Origin of the sequence: Clostridium sp. Cult2 (genome assembly GCF_021655075.1) — a bacterium.
Taxonomy (GTDB): domain Bacteria; phylum Bacillota; class Clostridia; order Tissierellales; family Tepidimicrobiaceae; genus Schnuerera.
Genome location: NZ_PPXX01000005.1, coordinates 18,190 through 34,997, shown reverse-complemented (window position 1 = coordinate 34,997; position 16,808 = coordinate 18,190). Strand labels below are relative to the sequence as shown.

The 16,808-nt window shown below is 30.2% G+C and carries 19 protein-coding genes; 17 read left to right on the top strand and 2 right to left on the bottom strand.

Features of this window, described 5'->3' with window-relative positions; all coding sequences use genetic code 11:
- The first annotated feature begins 196 nt into the window (after window positions 1-196).
- From C3E90_RS00925 to C3E90_RS00900, 6 genes are all read left to right on the top strand, one after another.
- Entirely contained in the window at window positions 197-634 is a 438-nt protein-coding gene (locus tag C3E90_RS00925; RefSeq protein ID WP_236913672.1) for a GNAT family N-acetyltransferase, read from the top strand.
- A gap of 20 nt (window positions 635-654) precedes the next feature.
- Entirely contained in the window at window positions 655-972 is a 318-nt protein-coding gene (locus tag C3E90_RS00920; protein ID WP_236913671.1) for a hypothetical protein, read from the top strand.
- A gap of 49 nt (window positions 973-1,021) precedes the next feature.
- Complete coding sequence (locus C3E90_RS00915; protein ID WP_236913670.1) at window positions 1,022-1,489, top strand: hypothetical protein; 468 nt, start codon at window positions 1,022-1,024, stop codon at window positions 1,487-1,489.
- Between the two features lie 193 nt (window positions 1,490-1,682).
- Window positions 1,683-2,447, top strand: coding sequence for a ParA family protein (locus C3E90_RS00910; RefSeq protein ID WP_236913669.1), 765 nt, complete (start codon window positions 1,683-1,685; stop codon window positions 2,445-2,447).
- A gap of 79 nt (window positions 2,448-2,526) precedes the next feature.
- Window positions 2,527-3,390, top strand: a complete 864-nt coding sequence (locus C3E90_RS00905) for a ParB/RepB/Spo0J family partition protein (RefSeq protein ID WP_236913668.1) — start codon at window positions 2,527-2,529, stop codon at window positions 3,388-3,390.
- Between the two features lie 44 nt (window positions 3,391-3,434).
- Window positions 3,435-4,331 carry a PhzF family phenazine biosynthesis protein gene (locus C3E90_RS00900; protein WP_236913667.1) on the top strand — a complete coding sequence of 299 codons (897 nt, stop codon included), beginning with the start codon at window positions 3,435-3,437 and terminating at the stop codon, window positions 4,329-4,331.
- A gap of 16 nt (window positions 4,332-4,347) precedes the next feature.
- On the opposite strand, the gene ytaF is transcribed toward C3E90_RS00900, so the two are convergent.
- Window positions 4,348-4,965: a sporulation membrane protein YtaF gene (gene ytaF, locus C3E90_RS00895; RefSeq protein WP_236913666.1), complete on the bottom strand. Its 618-nt coding sequence runs from the start codon at window positions 4,963-4,965 to the stop codon at window positions 4,348-4,350.
- Window positions 4,966-5,125: 160 nt separating this feature from the next.
- On the opposite strand from ytaF, the gene C3E90_RS00890 reads away from it, so the two are divergent.
- The 7 genes from C3E90_RS00890 (at window position 5,126) to C3E90_RS00860 (ending at window position 11,267) form a co-directional block, all read left to right on the top strand.
- A complete protein-coding gene (locus C3E90_RS00890; protein ID WP_236913665.1) occupies window positions 5,126-6,073 on the top strand; it encodes a calcium/sodium antiporter in 948 nt (315 codons plus the stop codon).
- Window positions 6,074-6,294: 221 nt separating this feature from the next.
- Complete coding sequence (locus tag C3E90_RS00885) at window positions 6,295-7,647, top strand: alanine/glycine:cation symporter family protein (protein ID WP_236913664.1); 1,353 nt, start codon at window positions 6,295-6,297, stop codon at window positions 7,645-7,647.
- 94 nt (window positions 7,648-7,741) lie between these two features.
- Window positions 7,742-8,374 carry a cyclodeaminase/cyclohydrolase family protein gene (locus tag C3E90_RS00880; protein ID WP_236913663.1) on the top strand — a complete coding sequence of 211 codons (633 nt, stop codon included), beginning with the start codon at window positions 7,742-7,744 and terminating at the stop codon, window positions 8,372-8,374.
- Window positions 8,375-8,472: 98 nt separating this feature from the next.
- The gene (locus C3E90_RS00875) at window positions 8,473-9,615 is read left to right on the top strand and encodes an aminotransferase class V-fold PLP-dependent enzyme (RefSeq protein ID WP_236913662.1); all 1,143 of its coding nucleotides are present in this window, start codon (window positions 8,473-8,475) and stop codon (window positions 9,613-9,615) included.
- Between the two features lie 16 nt (window positions 9,616-9,631).
- Complete coding sequence (locus C3E90_RS00870; RefSeq protein ID WP_236913661.1) at window positions 9,632-10,150, top strand: DUF4446 family protein; 519 nt, start codon at window positions 9,632-9,634, stop codon at window positions 10,148-10,150.
- Between the two features lie 13 nt (window positions 10,151-10,163).
- On the top strand, window positions 10,164-11,051 hold the full coding sequence (locus C3E90_RS00865) for a diacylglycerol/lipid kinase family protein (protein WP_236913660.1): 888 nt from the start codon (window positions 10,164-10,166) through the stop codon (window positions 11,049-11,051).
- Window positions 11,052-11,117: 66 nt separating this feature from the next.
- Window positions 11,118-11,267: a hypothetical protein gene (locus C3E90_RS00860; RefSeq protein ID WP_236913659.1), complete on the top strand. Its 150-nt coding sequence runs from the start codon at window positions 11,118-11,120 to the stop codon at window positions 11,265-11,267.
- Between the two features lie 14 nt (window positions 11,268-11,281).
- On the opposite strand, the gene yyaC is transcribed toward C3E90_RS00860, so the two are convergent.
- Window positions 11,282-11,875, bottom strand: a complete 594-nt coding sequence (gene yyaC / locus C3E90_RS00855) for a spore protease YyaC (protein ID WP_236913658.1) — start codon at window positions 11,873-11,875, stop codon at window positions 11,282-11,284.
- A gap of 417 nt (window positions 11,876-12,292) precedes the next feature.
- On the opposite strand from yyaC, the gene C3E90_RS00850 reads away from it, so the two are divergent.
- The 4 genes from C3E90_RS00850 (at window position 12,293) to C3E90_RS00835 (ending at window position 16,791) form a co-directional block, all read left to right on the top strand.
- A complete protein-coding gene (locus C3E90_RS00850; RefSeq protein ID WP_236913657.1) occupies window positions 12,293-13,738 on the top strand; it encodes a M23 family metallopeptidase in 1,446 nt (481 codons plus the stop codon).
- A gap of 115 nt (window positions 13,739-13,853) precedes the next feature.
- On the top strand, window positions 13,854-14,024 hold the full coding sequence (locus tag C3E90_RS00845; protein ID WP_236913656.1) for a hypothetical protein: 171 nt from the start codon (window positions 13,854-13,856) through the stop codon (window positions 14,022-14,024).
- A gap of 309 nt (window positions 14,025-14,333) precedes the next feature.
- Entirely contained in the window at window positions 14,334-15,701 is a 1,368-nt protein-coding gene (locus C3E90_RS00840; RefSeq protein ID WP_236913655.1) for a sodium-dependent transporter, read from the top strand.
- A gap of 67 nt (window positions 15,702-15,768) precedes the next feature.
- Complete coding sequence (locus C3E90_RS00835) at window positions 15,769-16,791, top strand: ornithine cyclodeaminase family protein (RefSeq protein WP_236913654.1); 1,023 nt, start codon at window positions 15,769-15,771, stop codon at window positions 16,789-16,791.
- The last annotated feature ends 17 nt before the right edge of the window (window positions 16,792-16,808 follow it).

Sequence of the window (16,808 nt, the reverse complement as noted above, 5' to 3'; positions counted from 1 at the left end):
AAAATATTTAAAAAATTTACCAGTTAATGAACAATCTTTATAAAATGTTCAATTTATTAAATTGGTATAGGATTGGTATAGGAATTCTTCGGATTAATTCATATAATCATAAAAATATAATCTGGAGGAGAGAGAGATGAAGATATAAACCATAATTGGATAAATTTTTTATTTATTTTGCGAGGTGAAATTCAAATTGTTGATTAGAAATATGACAGAAGAGGATATAGATAATTGCGTTAATATATTTGGTGATGCCTATTCAAAAGAACCTTGGAATGAAACCTATGACTTAGATAAAGTTAGGGAGTTTTTGAAAAAGTTTACTTTAAACAATATTTATATTGGTTGGGTTGTGTTAAAAGGACACCAAACTATTGGTTTTGCAATAGGGATTATTATGCCATCTATTGGGAAAGATTATTTTAAGATAGAGGATATTTGTATTAGGCCAGATATGCAAGGAAAAGGAATAGGAAGACAGCTTATTAAGAAAATCACATTAGAATTAAAAAATAAAGATATTGATTCTATCATGTTAAATACGATCAAAGAATTTCCAGCCTATAGATTTTATTTAATGAATGGTTTTGATGAAATAAAATCTTCATCAACTATGATTTTAGGAACATAATAATAGTTAAGTAATTATTTATGCCCAGGATAAAACAAGGCAAAAATTCAATAATATTTATAGTTATATCTTTTGTTTTAGTAATTATTATTAATATAATTACCATAAATCAGAGATTGCCTAAAAATGACAATGGAAGATTTTTTGACAATATGCCTTTAGCTATAATGACATTAGCTGCTCTTGCATCAGCCATTATTTCTTTAATAGCTGGATTAATAGCAACAATAAAATATAAAGATAAATCGTTATTGATATTTGTTTGTATTTTGTTAGGTGTTGCGGCTATATACTTTGCAATAGCTCAAGTCGTTGGTGAATTTCTCAATTCATATTAATATGAGTTAGAAATGGGTTATATGAAATCATAGAAAGAAGGAATATAAGATGAAATTGAAAACATGGCAAAAAAATATTTTATATATGTTTGTCATTGTTGGAGTCGGGTTTATATTGTTTAATCTGGCATTTATACTGGCCGGTCTTGTAAGAATGGTTTATAGTATGATAGTGATGAGATTTGTTACTGATTTTGACAACGCAAGATTAATTCCTTTTTCATGGCATTATGTATATATTATCTTTGTACTTTTGCTTTCATGGTTTGTTTTAACAAGACCACTAAAAGATCTCACCAAGGCAACTTATTTTACAATGCCTCTAATAGTTGTTTTAACAGAAGTAGGAGTACAGTTTTATCGTTGGCCTGTTTTAGTGTGGGTAATTGGAGCAATTATTGTTGGTGCTGTTATTTTTTATCTTAATAAAACAAAACGGTCCTGGTTATATTATTTTGCTACCTTCTATGTGGTTCTTGTAGAAATCTTTGTTATGCTTTCTGGAATGGACATATAAAATAGAATTTATGTCTGTTTAGGGCAATTTTAATGGAGGTTTATCATTAAATTTTAAGATATGGTTTCAAATAAAAATAAATGTTTCACGTGAAACATTTATTTTTATTTCTAAAATTATTTCATTTTATACTTCTAATCTGATATCATATAATAAAGCATTTGTATAAAAAGTGTATATGCGAGGTGATTATATGGGGAGGATAATTACCATATTTAATCAAAAAGGTGGTGTTGGTAAAACCACTACAGTAATAAATTTAGCGGCTGCCTTGGGAAAACTGAATAAAAAAATACTAATTGTAGATGTAGACCCTCAAGGAAATGCTACTAGCGGATTAGGCGTCGATAAAAATAGTTTACAATTATCAGTTTATGATGGGTTGATTAATGGTGTTAGTTTAAAGCAAATTGTAAAAGAAACTACTGCAGAAAATGTGGATATTATACCATCAAATGTAGATTTAGCTGGAGCAGAGATTGAACTAATAAACATGAAAGGAAGAGAATTAGCTTTAAAAAGGTCTTTAGAGGAAATTGAAGATAATTATGATTTCGTATTAATTGATTGTCCTCCATCTTTAGGATTATTGAGTATAAACGGTTTATCAGCTTCACATAGTGTGTTAGTGCCTATCCAATGCGAATATTATGCTCTAGAAGGTGTAAGCCAATTGGTAGATACTATAATGTTAGTGAAAAGAAGTTTAAACCCAGAACTTGAAATTGAAGGTGTTGTCTTAAGTATGTTCGATGGTAGAACTAACTTATCAATTCAAGTTGTAGATGAAGTAAAAAAATATTTTAAAGGAAAAGTATATACTTCCATTATACCTCGTAATGTAAGATTAGCTGAAGCTCCAAGTTATGGATTATCTGTTATTGATTATGATTCTAAATCAAAGGGAGCGGAGGCCTATACTGAGTTGGCTGAAGAGTTTTTATATCTATTAGAATGAAAGCAATATAAACAAAGGAGGTGAAAACCGTTACTGGAAAACTAAAAGATTTTAATAGTTTACTGTGACGGGATATTAGATGGTAGCAAAAAAAAGAGGCTTAGGGAAGGGGTTAGCTGCTTTAATACCTAATGAGCAAATAGCGGATTTACTAGATGTAGAATCGGATTTAAATAATATCCAAAATTTAAAAATATCCTCTATATCACCGAATGAAGGTCAACCTAGGAAAGAATTTAATGCGGAGTTATTAGCTGAGTTAACTGAATCTATAAAACAATATGGGGTAATTCAACCTATTGTAGTTAGAAAAAAAGGGAATGGTTATGAAATAATTGCTGGTGAGAGAAGATGGAGAGCTGCAAAGGCAGCTAAGCTTAATGAAATACCTTGTATTGTTAAAAAAGTAGATGATAAACATGCTATGAAATTAGCATTAATTGAAAATCTTCAACGAGATGATTTAAATCCAATTGAGGAAGCCTACGCATTTAAAGGATTAATAGAAGAATACAATTTGACGCAAGAAGAAGTAGCCTCAGCAATAGGCAAGAGCAGATCTTATATAGCTAACTCTATAAGACTGTTAAATCTTGACAAGGAAATTATAGACTATATTTCCAATGGGGAAATAACTAGTGGTCATGGTAGAGCTTTATTGGCTATTAAAAATAAAGAAGAACGGTCAAAAGTTGCTCAATCTATAATAAACAATAAAACAAATGTCCGTGAAACTGAAAGAATAGTAAAAGATAGTAATAAAAAGAAACCTAAAAGAAAAGTAATAAAAAAAGATCTTTTTGCTAAGGAAATAGAGGAGAAACTTAGGAGAGCTTTAGGTACTAAAGTGTCACTAAATCCTAAAAAGAACGGAGGTACAATTCAGATTGAGTTCTATGGGGATGAAGATTTGGAACGGATTTTAGAATTGATGATAAAATAGCTGCTGGTGTTTCACGTGAAACATTTTAGGAAAGGAGTATAACAATGGAATTAAAAATATTCCAAGTTGATGCCTTTACATCTAAACCTTTTGGTGGTAATCCTGCTGGTGTAGTATTGGACGCAAAAGGATTATCAGAGAATGATATGCAAAATATTGCCAATGAGATGAACCTTTCAGAGACTGCATTTATAGTTCCCAAGGATGAACATAATTATAAGGTGAGATTTTTTACTCCAATTAGTGAGGTTGACCTTTGTGGGCATGCTACTATAGGTTCTTTTTACACTTTAGCATTTAAAGAAATAATATCTCCTTTAGAGGAGGGAGTAAAAAAGGTGTATCAAGAAACTAAAGCAGGTAGATTAGGGGTTGAAATCCATTATAAAAATGGAGAAATTAGGAAGGTTATGATGGAACAATCAAAGCCAAAAGATTTAGGTATAGTGGAAGATATTGATTTATTATTAGATTGTTTTAACATAGAAAAAAAGGATATAGGCATAGAAGAAAAGTTTGTTAGTCCTGAAATAATCTCTACAGGTCTTCCAGATATAATGTTACCTTTAAAGGATAAAAAGACTTTAGATAGTTTAAAGGTTGATTTTAATAAATTAATTCATCTATCTAGCAAGGTAGAAGTAACAGGGGTTCATGCTTTCCACTTACCCTATATGGATTCGGATAAAGTATATACAAGAAATTTTGCTCCTCTAGTAGGAATAAACGAAGAAGCAGCGACAGGTACTGCAAATGGTGGTCTAGTCTACTTCTTAAAAAAAGGAAAATATATTAAAGGGAAAGAGATATTATCAATTCAAGGAGAATCTCTAAAGAGACCTAGCAAAATCTATTGTGAAGTGAGTAAAGATAATGGATTCTACAGCATAAAAGTAGGGGGACAAGCTAGGATAGTTTTGGAAGGATTTATGTATTTATAACCAACCATTAGGTTGGTTATTTAAATTTTAAGAAGGCCAAGATAATTAATATAATTCCTGTTAACCAAGATAGATTGATTTTAGACTTTTCAACGAGCTTTTCGCCAATTAGCAAACCACTACAAATAGCAAACAAATGGAATAGTAAGGACATTAGTATTATTAGTAAAATATTAATACCACCAAGGCCAGAACTAAAACCAATAGCTATAGAGTCTAGAGAGAGAGCAGTTGCAAGATATAATGCTTCTTTTGGGTTCAGTTTTTTTGAATCATCAAAGTCCGCTTTAACTTCATCTATATAGACATCTATTATTAACCGAAAGTCAAATAGTTTGACTTTAATTCTTTCTTTAGAAAAAGTTTTATTCTTGATAAAAGACTTTACTATACCTTCAAAAAGATAATAAATACCAAGAGCTATGAAAATTAAAAAACTGATTACAGAAGTAGTTTTAGGAGGAAGGTAGTATTTAATCAATTCTCCTAAAAATATAGATATAGCTAAAAAAGATGCACAAACTATATCTATAATTATTATAGAAGCAAAGGGCATTTTAATTTTATTCATACCATAAGCAATACTAGCAACAAAAGCATCCAAAGACAAAGCTAGTACAAGTAAGATCTCCATAGTTAGCACTCCTTTGAAGTTTAATACTATATCCTATTCTTATTCAATATTTATTGTGAAAGCATAGTAAATAATAAACCATATATGGAATATTAATGGGTTAGTCCCTATATAAATAATAATAGCTAATCAAAATCGGGGAATATTTTGGGAGGATATTATGGATATTATATGGGTCTTGTTAATTTTTTTTATAGGATTGATATTAATAGTAAAAGGAGGAGATTTGTTTGTTGAATCTTCCATATGGGTAGCTGAAAGGACAGGAATTTCCTCAGCTATTATAGGAGCGACTATTGTTAGTATTGCTACAACTTTACCTGAGTTTTTTGTATCCACTGTAGCTAGCAATGAAGGGTTTTCTGAAATGGCTGTTGGAAATGCAATTGGATCCTACATATGTAATATAGCTTTTATTATGGGGTTATGTTCTTTAATAAAACCTATAAAAGTCAAATCTTCATTTTTTGGGATAAAGGGTATTATGATGATTTCTTATTTATTAATTTTTTTTATTTTGTCTAAAGAAGGACTAATTACATATAATGAAGGATATTTATTAATTGGATTAGTGGTTTTTTTCGTTATAATAAATATTTTAGAACATAAAAAAACAGATAAGGGAAACAAAAGGATAAAAAGGGTTTCAATTAAAAAAAAGGATATTATTATTAACCTGTTGAAATTTATAATTGGAGGATTTTTCATTGTCTTTGGAGCTCATATATTGGTAGCTAGCGGGGTAAAGATTGCAAATTTTTTAAGGATTCCAAAGCAAGTAATTAGTTTAACTTTGCTTGCTATAGGTACATCTTTACCGGAATTGGTCACATCATTAATGGCAATTTTTAAGGATCAGGAGAATATATCCTTGGGTAATATATTAGGAGCAAATATACTTAATGTATCTGTTATTATTGGAGCTTCAGCTTTAGTTAGTGACCAAGAGTTGATAATATCCAGACAAACATTATTTTTAGATATACCTATGGCTATGCTTGTAGCTTTTGTTTTTGTAATAACAGGAATATTTCAGGGAAAAATAGGTAGATTTACAGGGCTAATATTGTTATCATCCTATATTTTATATTTATTAATTCTTTTTTAAGGGAAAAATAGTATAAAAAGTCCAAATAGCATATTAATGCTATTTTTTTTTGAGAATTAAAAACAAGAATGAGTACATAATAATATGGAAATTTAAAAAAACAATAAAAAATAAAGTAAAAACAGCAATAAATTAGAAAATTTAACCTTTGCTAATTTAGAAGGGTATGTTATTATATGAAATATTTGCTAAAAATACAACATAGGAAGAGAGGTAGTAATGTGAGTATAATTGAATTAGTTGAAATATTAAATGAAAATCTATGGAACAAAGTATTAATTTTCCTGTTATTAGGAACTGGTATTTATTATACTGTTAGATTAAGATTTATTCAGGTTCGTAGATTTAAAGATATTAATGCCCGTGTATTTGGCAATGTGTTTAAAAGAGGAGAAAAAGCTGATAAAGATGGAATGTCATCTTTTCAAGCATTGGCAACATCTATAGCAGCACAAGTAGGAACAGGGAATTTAGCAGGAGTAGCAACTGCAATAGCATCTGGTGGTCCGGGAGCTATATTTTGGATGTGGGTTAGTGCATTTTTAGGAATGGGTACAATATTTGGGGAAGCAGTTTTAGCACAGAAATATGTAACAAAAATAGATGGAGAGGTTACAGGAGGGCCTGCTTATTATTTAAGGAAAGGATTAAATAGCAAATTTTTAGCTGGATTTTTTGCAATTACAATTATAATTGCTTTGGGTTTTGTTGGAAATATGGTTCAATCCAATTCAATAGCGGTAGCTTTAACTTCGGCTTTTAATGTACCAAGTTGGATAGGTGGAGTGGTAGCAGCTATATTTGCAGGTCTTATATTTGCAGGTGGATTGAGTAGGATAGCCTCTTTTACAGAATTAGTAGTGCCTTTTATGGCTATATTATATATAGTTGGTAGTTTTGTGATTATAATCCTTAACTATACTCAAATTATTCCAGCCTTCAAAATAATAATTACTTCTGCATTTTCAGCTAGAGCTGCTGTTGGAGGTGCTGTAGGTATTACTGTTAAGGAAGCTGTAAGGTATGGTATTGCAAGAGGATTGTTCTCAAATGAAGCTGGTATGGGTTCTACACCTCATGCCCATGCTGTAGCAAAAGTAGATCATCCTGCAGAACAAGGTTTAGTAGCTATATTTGGTGTTATTTTCGATACTTTGGTTATATGTACAATAACAGCTTTAATTAATATAACTACTGGGGCACATACACAAGGATTAACAGGAATTGAAATGACTCAAAAGGCTTTTAGTATAGGCCTTGGAGATTTTGGAACTATATTTGTTGCAATAAGTCTATTTTTCTTTGCATTTTCTACTATAATTGGATGGTATTATTTTGGAGAGTCTAATATAAAGTATTTATTTGGTGCAAAAGGTATATGGCCCTATAGGATAATAGTATTATTATTTATTGTACTTGGTTCTGTCCTTAGCGTAGATATAGTATGGCAAATTGCAGATTTATTTAATGGTTTAATGGTTTTACCAAACGTAATTGGTTTGTTGATATTATCACCCCAAGTAATATCTGTATTAAGAGATTATGAAAGAAATTTTTTAGAAGGCGTAAAGTAGATATTAGCTTGATTATAAAATAAATCTATAATATAATTGGGTGGAATGGAAGTAATCTCTAATAATATTACTAAAGGGCGGTGGTTTGATGTTAATGGATGAAAGTATAGGAGATTATATTGATAAGGTTGCATCTAAAGAACCAACTCCAGGGGGAGGAAGTGTGGCTGCTTTAGCAGGTAGTCTAGGTTCTGCATTAACAGCAATGGTAGGGTATTTAACAATTGGTAGAAAGATGTATGAAGAGTTAGATGAAAAGATAAAAGAAGAAATGAGGCAAAACTTTGAAGAATTAAAGAAAAGTATAGAAAAACTTAATCATATTGTTGATGAAGATACTAAGGCTTTTGATAAAGTTATGGAAGCCTTTAAGTTGCCTAAAGAGACAGATGAAGAAAAGAAAAACAGATTTGAAGCAATTCAAGAAGGATATAAAATAGCTTTGGAAGTACCATTAAGATGTGCTGAAGAATGTTTTAAAGTTTTAAAGATTCAAAAGGTATTTGCAGATTATGGTAATGTAAACGCAATTACAGACGTAGGCGTAGGGGCTCTTTTAGCAGCAACTGGCCTTGAGGGAGCTCTTCTAAATGTAAAAATCAATTTACTTAGCATAAAAGATGAAGAATTTAAAAATAAAATGGAAGAAAAAGTAGATAATCTATTAAAAGAAGGAATTGAGCTAAAAGAAAAACTATTAAAAATAGTATACGAGAGATTAGGGTAAAGGATGCTCTTAGGAGCTCCTTTTTTTCATTTCATTAACTATTTATAATAAGGGAGAATATGATATAATTAGGATATAAAATGGTGGAGGTGGATTCGTTGATATATTTTGATAATGCAGCAACTTCTTTTCCAAAACCAGATGGAGTCTATGATTCTATTATGAAGGTTATGAGAGAATACGGAGCTAACCCTGGAAGATCAGGTCATAAATTAGCTTTAAGACTTGGAAGAGAAATATTTGAAACTAGAGAACTATTAGCAAAATTATTTAATATAAGTAATCCTATGAATTTAATATTTACATTTAATTGTACGGAAAGTTTAAATATTGGAATTAAAGGTATATTAAATAAAGGAGATCATGTAATAACCACATCTATGGAACATAATTCTGTTCTTAGACCTCTTAAAGCTTTAGAAAGCCATGGAATAGAGCTTACCATTGTAAAAGGAGATACTGTAGGAAGGATAAATCCTAAAGATATAGAAAAAAGTATTAAAAAGAATACTAAGTTGATAATAACTACTCATATTTCTAATTTAACAGGTACTATCATGCCAATTGAACAAATTGGTAAAATTTCTAAAGATAATGGGATTTACTATCTTGTAGATGCTGCCCAATCAGCAGGGATCTACCATATTGACGTAGAAAAGATGAATATAGATATGTTAGCATTTCCGGGACATAAAGGTCTTTTAGGACCTCAAGGGACTGGAGGATTGTATATTAGAGAAGGTATAGAAGTAAGGGAAATCAATCAAGGCGGGACAGGCAGTGTATCTCATCTATTAGAACAGCCAGATATGTCACCAGATAGATATGAAAGTGGAACACCAAATGGACCAGGTATTATTGGACTAGGCGCTGGAGTAAAATACATCCTTCAGGAAGGTATGGACAACATAAGAAAACATGAAGAAGAATTAACTAAACACTTTATTGAAGAAGTTACAAAAATTGAAAATGCAAAAGCATACGGTCCATTGAACATAAAAGAACAAGGTGCTGTAGTGTCAATCAATATTGGGGATGAGGATTCTTCTGAAATTAGCTATATATTAGATCAAAACTATGATATAGAAGTGAGGCCAGGGCTTCATTGTGCACCAATTGCTCATAAAACAATAGGGACTTTCGAACAAGGAGTTGTTAGATTCAGTTTTGGTCTTTTTAATACCCATGAAGAGATTGAATTAGGAATAAAAGCTATCAAAGAGATATCTAAAGAGTTATAGGAAAGGAGTAAATTATATGGAACAAGTTAGAGAATTTATTGAAATATATAATATAGAAGTAATACTAGGTATTTCGGTAGCTTTTTTTGTTATATTAGCATTATATTTAATAGCCGAAATAAGAATATCTAAAATTAAACATAAATATAATGAATTAGTCCGTGGAGCAGATGGAATAAATATTGAAGAATTATTACTACAGAATGGATATGAAATAGAGGGATTGAGAAATGATTTTTCAGATTTATATAAAAAAGTGGACAACCTAGATACAAAACTAACCTTTGCAATACAAAAGGTAGGATTTATTAGATATAATGCCTTTGCAGACATGGGTTCTGAACTCAGCTTTTCCATTGCATTTTTAGATAATTTTTTAAATGGTTTTGTTTTAACGAGTATATATGGCAGAGAACAGTCTACTTGTTATGCCAAATCAATAAAGAATGGGAAATCTATATACCCCCTATCAGTAGAAGAAATACAAGCTATAGATAGAGCAATTAAAGGAGAATTTAGTATAAAATCTGTATAAATCAGGAGGACATATGGACAAGATACTTTTTATAATTAACCCAATTGCAGGTGGTGGAAGAGCTAAGCAATCAGTTTCAATAATTGATAACTTTATGAAAAATTTAGGAATAGATTATGATATTGCTTTAACTGAAAAACCAAAAGATGCAATAAATATATCTAAAAAAGGCTTGAATAAAGGATATAATAAAATTGTAGCTGTAGGTGGAGATGGTACAGTAAATGAAGTAGCCTTAGGTATACTAGAGTTTGGAAAAGGTACACTTGGAATTATTCCTAGTGGAACAGGGAATGATTTAGCTAGGACATTAAATATACCTTCTAATTTAGAAGAAGCTATAGATGTTATTATTAGTGGTACTAATAAAAAAGTAGATGTAGGAATAGTAAATAAAGATTTATTTTTAAATATTGCAAGCATTGGATTTGATTCGGAAGTTGTTAAAAACACTGAAAAAATAAAAAAAAGATTGAAATCTAGAATGGCATATGTAATTGGAGTACTAATTACTTTAATTAGCATTAAAGATATTAATACTAAATTGGAAATAGATAATACTATAATTGAGAAAAATATTTTTTTAGTAGCAGTTGGCAATGGCAAATATTATGGTGGCGGATTAAAGATATTACCTATGGCTATTATAGAAGATGGATATTTTCATGTATGTGTTGTAAATAAAATGTCAAAATTAAAACTGTTATTATTATTACCAACTCTTATTAAAGGAAAACATATTAAATATAAGAAACATGTGGAAATATTCAAAGCAAAAAAAGTTAGGATTATTACTGAAGACAAAACATACTTAAATATAGACGGAGAAGTTAAAGATATAGAAAAGGAAACTTTATTTACCATACAAAAAGGGAAATTATCTGTTATTGCTAACAGTTAAGTTAATAGTTAATGAATAAAACCCCGCCTAGGAAGTAGAATATTATATACTAGGAGGGATTTTATTATGGATAAAAAGAGGAAAAAGAATTATATTAATATAGATATGGAGTTTGGAACAGATATAAATAACATTATATATATGTATGAGGAAAATCTTATTCCACATATTAAACTTAATATAAAAGATGTCAATGATAGTACAAAAAAAGATTAACAAAACTGCTTAGTTTAGGGAGACTTAATATCAGTATAGGGTTTACTTTGATATAATCTAAAGAGGACTCTATAAATACTTTTTGAAATAATATCTGCCATATTCATGACCAAACTAAGCCTTGTATTCTGTAATACCATATATTCCATCATACCTCCAACATTGACAACCCCAGTAATACTTATATCTCCTATTGACGGGAGATTTTTATTTACTCCTAAACCAGGTTTTAAAGGTCCTTTTTTAATATTTATATAGCCTATTTTATCAATATTTCCTAAGGAAGCGTCTATAGCTAGTATAAAAGATTTAGGATGATGTATTTCAATGTTTTTAATAGTAGTTGCTAAATTCTTGGCATGGACAGGCTCATCTAAAGTACCAAATAAATGTACTTGATTGAAAAAAGGGATATGAGGAGCTAATTTGTGACCAACTAAAGGACCTAAAGAATCGCCAGTAGATCTATCCGTACCAATACATAAAATAATTAAATCCTGATTATTACTAATATCCATTGATAAATATTTTGTAATGAGATTAGAAGTATCAAAAATAGCAAAAGCAGAATCAGTATTAACATAATTACTATTAGTACAGTCTAGCATATTTACCTCCTGTATAAGTATTACATCAAATTGATTTTTAATCCTTCTTTCAAATATTATGAATATCAAAAGCATAATAGAAGTATTTCCATAAATAAAGGCTTAAATACTTAAAATATATTTATAATAACCAAACAAAATATTGCTTAAATTATTAAGAAATCTTAACAAATAAAATCTATACTATAAGAGTTATTAATTAAGTAGATCTATCTGTTGATATCATGGTAATTTCATGGAAAGGGTATATTTAATGGAATATTGAATAAAATATATTAGACAGGCTTGTAGTATTGAAATAAATTTTTCCTATGTTATAATAGGTTCATATTAATATTAAAAGTTTACAAAAAGGTTACAAAGGTTTTGAAAATTAGCCTATTATAAAGCTAGTCCAAAACAGGAGGTACTTTAATTATGGATAAACCAAATGATACAGGGCTAAAAGCCCAGTCCCTACCCATTGTAGATAGCAAAAATTTCGAAATATATAAGAGCATTAAAAGTAAGGTAATGGAGAGGTATAGTTTCAAAAGAATCCTAATAGGGATTATGCTAGTTGTAATAGCAGGTTTATTGTTAACCACATATAAGATTAACGAGATTAAGACTAGAGCTTTTGTAGTCTACTATGGAGACGAAGAAGTTGGAATAGTTAGAAATCAAGAAGAAGCCTTAAATATATTGACAGAAATAAAAACAGGATTATCCAATACATATAATATAGACATTGTCTTAAATAAAGATATAAGCTTCGAAGATACACATGCAAAAGACAATCTATTAGCGTCACCATCAGAGTTAAAATCCAATATTAAATCTAGGCTTACATTTTTGGTAAGCGGTTATGTTTTACTAGTGGATAATGAAGAGATAGGATATGCTAAAACTAAAGAGGATTTAGAGGAAATAATAGAAGCAATAAAAATCCCTTATTTTGATAGGATAAATGAAAATAGTAAAATTGAAAGAATAGGTTTTATTGAAGATGTAAAGATAGAGAACAAGGACATACCTTTAAACAAATTGAATGATAAGGAAGAATTGCTACAATATATTCAAACAGGTTCAGAAGAGATAAAAACCCACGTAGTAGAAGTAGGAGAAAGCTTATGGACTATAGCTAAAATTTATGATATGTCTGTAGATGATTTAATAGCAGCTAATTCAGATAAAAATCCAGAAAAATTACAAATAGGCGATGAAATCAAACTTTTAGTACCTAAATCTTTATTAACCGTAGAAACTATTGAAGAAGTTCAATATACAGAGAAAACCGATTATGAAGTAAAAATTGAATACGATAAGAATATGTATAAAACAGAAAAAAAGGTAAAAGTAAAAGGTTCAGAAGGTGAAAGTGGGTATGTTGCTAAAATAATTAAACACAATGGAATGGTAGTTGAAAAGGAAATATTAGAAGAAGAAATTATTAAAAAGCCTGTTAATGAATTGGTTGTACAGGGGACTAAGGAACTCCCTAAAACAGCAGCTACAGGAGCATTTTTAATGCCCACAAGAGGTTACGTATCTTCTAGATATGGTATGAGAAATGGAAGAATGCATAGGGGTTTAGATATTGCAGCAAGAGCTGGTACATCTATTAAAGCAGCTGATGGAGGTAAGGTTACCTATACAGGCTGGAAGGGAAGTTATGGAAATTTGGTTGAAATAGACCATGGTAATGGTTATGTTACAAGATATGCCCACTGTAGTACAATAAATGTAAGAAGAGGAGATAGGGTCTATAAAGGTCAGGTAATAGCAAAAGTTGGTAATACAGGTAGGTCCACTGGTTCTCATCTTCATTTTGAAGTTCTTAAAAACGGACGTAACCAAAATCCAGCCAATTTTGTGAGATAAAAAGGAAGGGTACCCTTCCTTTTTTTATTGCATTTTTAAAGGAATATCATTATTTATAATAACCTAAATTTATTTTAACTACCACTTAATCATAGAGCCCTAGGGCTCTTTTTTATTGAAAGAAGTTGAAATATGGTTAATTATTTCTTATTACTTATATTCAACAAAGGTAGCGAAAGGAGTAGAACAATACATTTCCATTGCAATGGAGAAGTTTAATTCATTAGAAAATCGCATAGATTATATAAGAGGTAAAGGATGGGGAGAATCGGAATTTAAATATTAACAAGAAGGGCTTGCTAAAATAGCTTTTAAAGTTATTAAAAAGTCCAAAAAGTCCAAAAGTGGCAAAAATGTATAAATTGTCCAACAAATATTAAGCGGATTATTGATAAAAAGATTTGATTAAATCGAAAATTAACAAGATTCAGTTAAATGAACCATGTATATTACAAGGTTTCATTAATTATTTAGATTATATCCATATTTAATGGCACAAAGATTGCAAGTATAATGATTGAGCAATTGAAAGAAAGGAGGCCAGTCAAAGATTTCGAGGTGCTATTTTTTAAAAAATATCATTGGAGGTGACAAAATGGAATCAACAAAAACCGAATCAATTAATCAACAAAGTCGGGAGAGTTGGGGTAGTAGATTTGGATTCATTATGGCAACTGCTGGTTTTTCAATTGGGTTAGGAAATATTTGGAGATTTCCATATTTAGTTGGAATGAATGGAGGAGGGGCATTTCTATTAGTTTACATAGTAATTTGTGTTTTAATTTGTATACCTCTATTTTTGCAGGAATTAAGTTTAGGAAGGAAATCGCAATTAGAACCTGTAACGGGAATGCGTAAGGTAAGTAAAAAGGGTAGTATATGGGTTTTAATTGGATGGTTTGGTTCAATTGCAGCACTATTAATTATGTCGTATTACATAATGCTTATTGGGTGGATATTTGCATATTTTGTCAAAATGGTTTTAGGTGAATTTAATGGAGCAACAGCCAACGATATAGTTAACATATATGTAAATTTTACAAGTAATCCACTAAAAGTACTAATGTATATAATACCTCCAGCCATAATATTAGGAATAATTGTTACAAGAGGATTACAACAGGGGGTAGAAAAAGCAAGTAAAATTATGATGCCAGCACTATTTTTAATGCTTGGTTTTTTAGCGATTCGTTCAATTACTCTACCAGGTGCAATAGAAGGATTAAAATGGTATTTAACACCTGATATATCTAAAATTAATGGTTCAACAATTCTAGCTGCCCTAGGTCAAGCATTTTTTTCAGTAGGGATAGGAATGGCTGCAGGATTTACCTATGGTAGTTATCTAAAACCAGAATCAGATTTACCTAGTGATGGTATTACTGTAATATTTTTTGATACATTGATTGCTTTTACAGCAGGTCTTGTTATCTTCCCAGCATTATTTGCATTTGATATATCACCAGAAGTAGGGCCTAGCTTAATTTTTAAGACTATGCCATATTTATTCCTTCATGTACCTGCCGGTAATTTCTTTGGCTCACTATTCTTTTTCCTATTAGTTATAGCAGCATTTACAACTGGGATGGCATATATAGAAACCTTATCTGCAACGATGTCAGCATTATGGAAGATTGAAAAGAAAAAAGCAGTTTGGATTTTAATAGTTGTAATTATTATATTAGCGATTCCATCTGTTCTATCACAAGGTCCATGGTCACATATATTAATAATTAACAAAGATATCTTTGATTTTACAGACTATATTTCAGGGAATATAATTTTGACCGCTGGAGCATTGTTATTGTCTATATATACAGCAAAGGTATGGAAATTTGAAGGATTCAGAGAAGAAACAAATATCGGTGCAAAAAAATTTATGATACCTATGTGGTGGAAACCATTTGTTGTCTATTTGATTCCAATAGCGGTTGCAATAATTTTAATAACAGGAATGTTTTAATAAATAATTAATTTGACATCTTTACTATAAAATTTTTAGAGAACTCAAAAATAAGGGAGGTTAAAAAATGGAATTTAAAAAAGACCATGATTATGTTTCAAGTAAACTTGAAATAGGAAAAGAAATATTATATTTAACTAAAGATGAAGTAATTAATATAGGGATTACAGAAAAGGATATTCTTAGTCTTGTTGAGGACGCATTGGTAGCACATGGTAAGAAGGAATATGAAATGCCTGCTAAGATTGGGGTTCATCCTTATGAGGAAGTCTTCTATCATGCTATGCCTGCATATATTCCTTCTAAAAAGGCTCTAGGTGTGAAGTGGATTGAGTGTTATCCTTCTAATCCAACAAAGTTTAATCTACCTCAAACTACAGGGTTGCTTATATTAAATGACATTTTGACAGGATGTCCTATAGCATTGATGGATTCAACTTGGCTAACTGCTATGAGAACTCCTGCAGTTACTGTATTAGCTGCTGCTGCTCTACATGAAGACGCAAAAACTTTTGGAATGTTTGGTTCTGGGGTACAAGGAACAGAACATGTTAAGTATGTTGTACATACATTAAAAAACCTTGAAAAAATTTACATCTATGACAATAGAGAAGAAGCTATGGATAAATTAATAAAAGAAGTTCAACCAAGAATTGATGTTGAAATAATAAAAGGGAAAAACCCAGAAGAAGTTGTAAAAAAATCTGAGGTATTAAGTTCAGCAACTGTTATATTAAGAGATCCACTATCTATAGTTAAAAATGAATGGATATCAAAAGGGCAAACTATTTTGCCTTGTGACTTGAACACATTTTGGGATCCACTTATACCAAAAAAAGCTGATAAGTATATAGTTGATAGTACTGAAGAACATAAATTGTTTGAAGATATGGGTTACTTCCCTGATGGACTACCTAAAATCTATGCACAAACAGGCGAGATAATTGCTGGAATACAAAAGGGCAGAGAGAATAAAGATGAAATAATTGTATGTAGCAATATAGGAATGGCTGTATGCGATATGGTTGTAGGTAGAGAGATATTTAACCGTGCTTTGGATAATAATATTGGAATAAAGTTAAAACTATAACTAGTACATTAAAATAG

Bases quoted from the DNA above. Each gene is read 5' to 3' on its own strand.
- yyaC (WP_236913658.1), bottom strand. From the start codon at position 11,875: ATGCTAGACTGTACTAATAGTAATTATGTTAATACTGATTCTGCTTTT.
- C3E90_RS00840 (WP_236913655.1), top strand. From the start codon at position 14,334: ATGGAATCAACAAAAACCGAATCAATTAATCAACAAAGTCGGGAGAGT.
- C3E90_RS00850 (WP_236913657.1), top strand. From the start codon at position 12,293: ATGGATAAACCAAATGATACAGGGCTAAAAGCCCAGTCCCTACCCATT.
- C3E90_RS00900 (WP_236913667.1), top strand. From the start codon at position 3,435: ATGGAATTAAAAATATTCCAAGTTGATGCCTTTACATCTAAACCTTTT.
- C3E90_RS00870 (WP_236913661.1), top strand. From the start codon at position 9,632: ATGGAACAAGTTAGAGAATTTATTGAAATATATAATATAGAAGTAATA.
- C3E90_RS00860 (WP_236913659.1), top strand. From the start codon at position 11,118: ATGGATAAAAAGAGGAAAAAGAATTATATTAATATAGATATGGAGTTT.
- ytaF (WP_236913666.1), bottom strand. From the start codon at position 4,965: ATGGAGATCTTACTTGTACTAGCTTTGTCTTTGGATGCTTTTGTTGCT.
- C3E90_RS00915 (WP_236913670.1), top strand. From the start codon at position 1,022: ATGAAATTGAAAACATGGCAAAAAAATATTTTATATATGTTTGTCATT.
- C3E90_RS00865 (WP_236913660.1), top strand. From the start codon at position 10,164: ATGGACAAGATACTTTTTATAATTAACCCAATTGCAGGTGGTGGAAGA.
- C3E90_RS00880 (WP_236913663.1), top strand. From the start codon at position 7,742: ATGGATGAAAGTATAGGAGATTATATTGATAAGGTTGCATCTAAAGAA.
- C3E90_RS00910 (WP_236913669.1), top strand. From the start codon at position 1,683: ATGGGGAGGATAATTACCATATTTAATCAAAAAGGTGGTGTTGGTAAA.
- C3E90_RS00905 (WP_236913668.1), top strand. From the start codon at position 2,527: ATGGTAGCAAAAAAAAGAGGCTTAGGGAAGGGGTTAGCTGCTTTAATA.
- C3E90_RS00890 (WP_236913665.1), top strand. From the start codon at position 5,126: ATGGATATTATATGGGTCTTGTTAATTTTTTTTATAGGATTGATATTA.
- C3E90_RS00835 (WP_236913654.1), top strand. From the start codon at position 15,769: ATGGAATTTAAAAAAGACCATGATTATGTTTCAAGTAAACTTGAAATA.
- C3E90_RS00920 (WP_236913671.1), top strand. From the start codon at position 655: ATGCCCAGGATAAAACAAGGCAAAAATTCAATAATATTTATAGTTATA.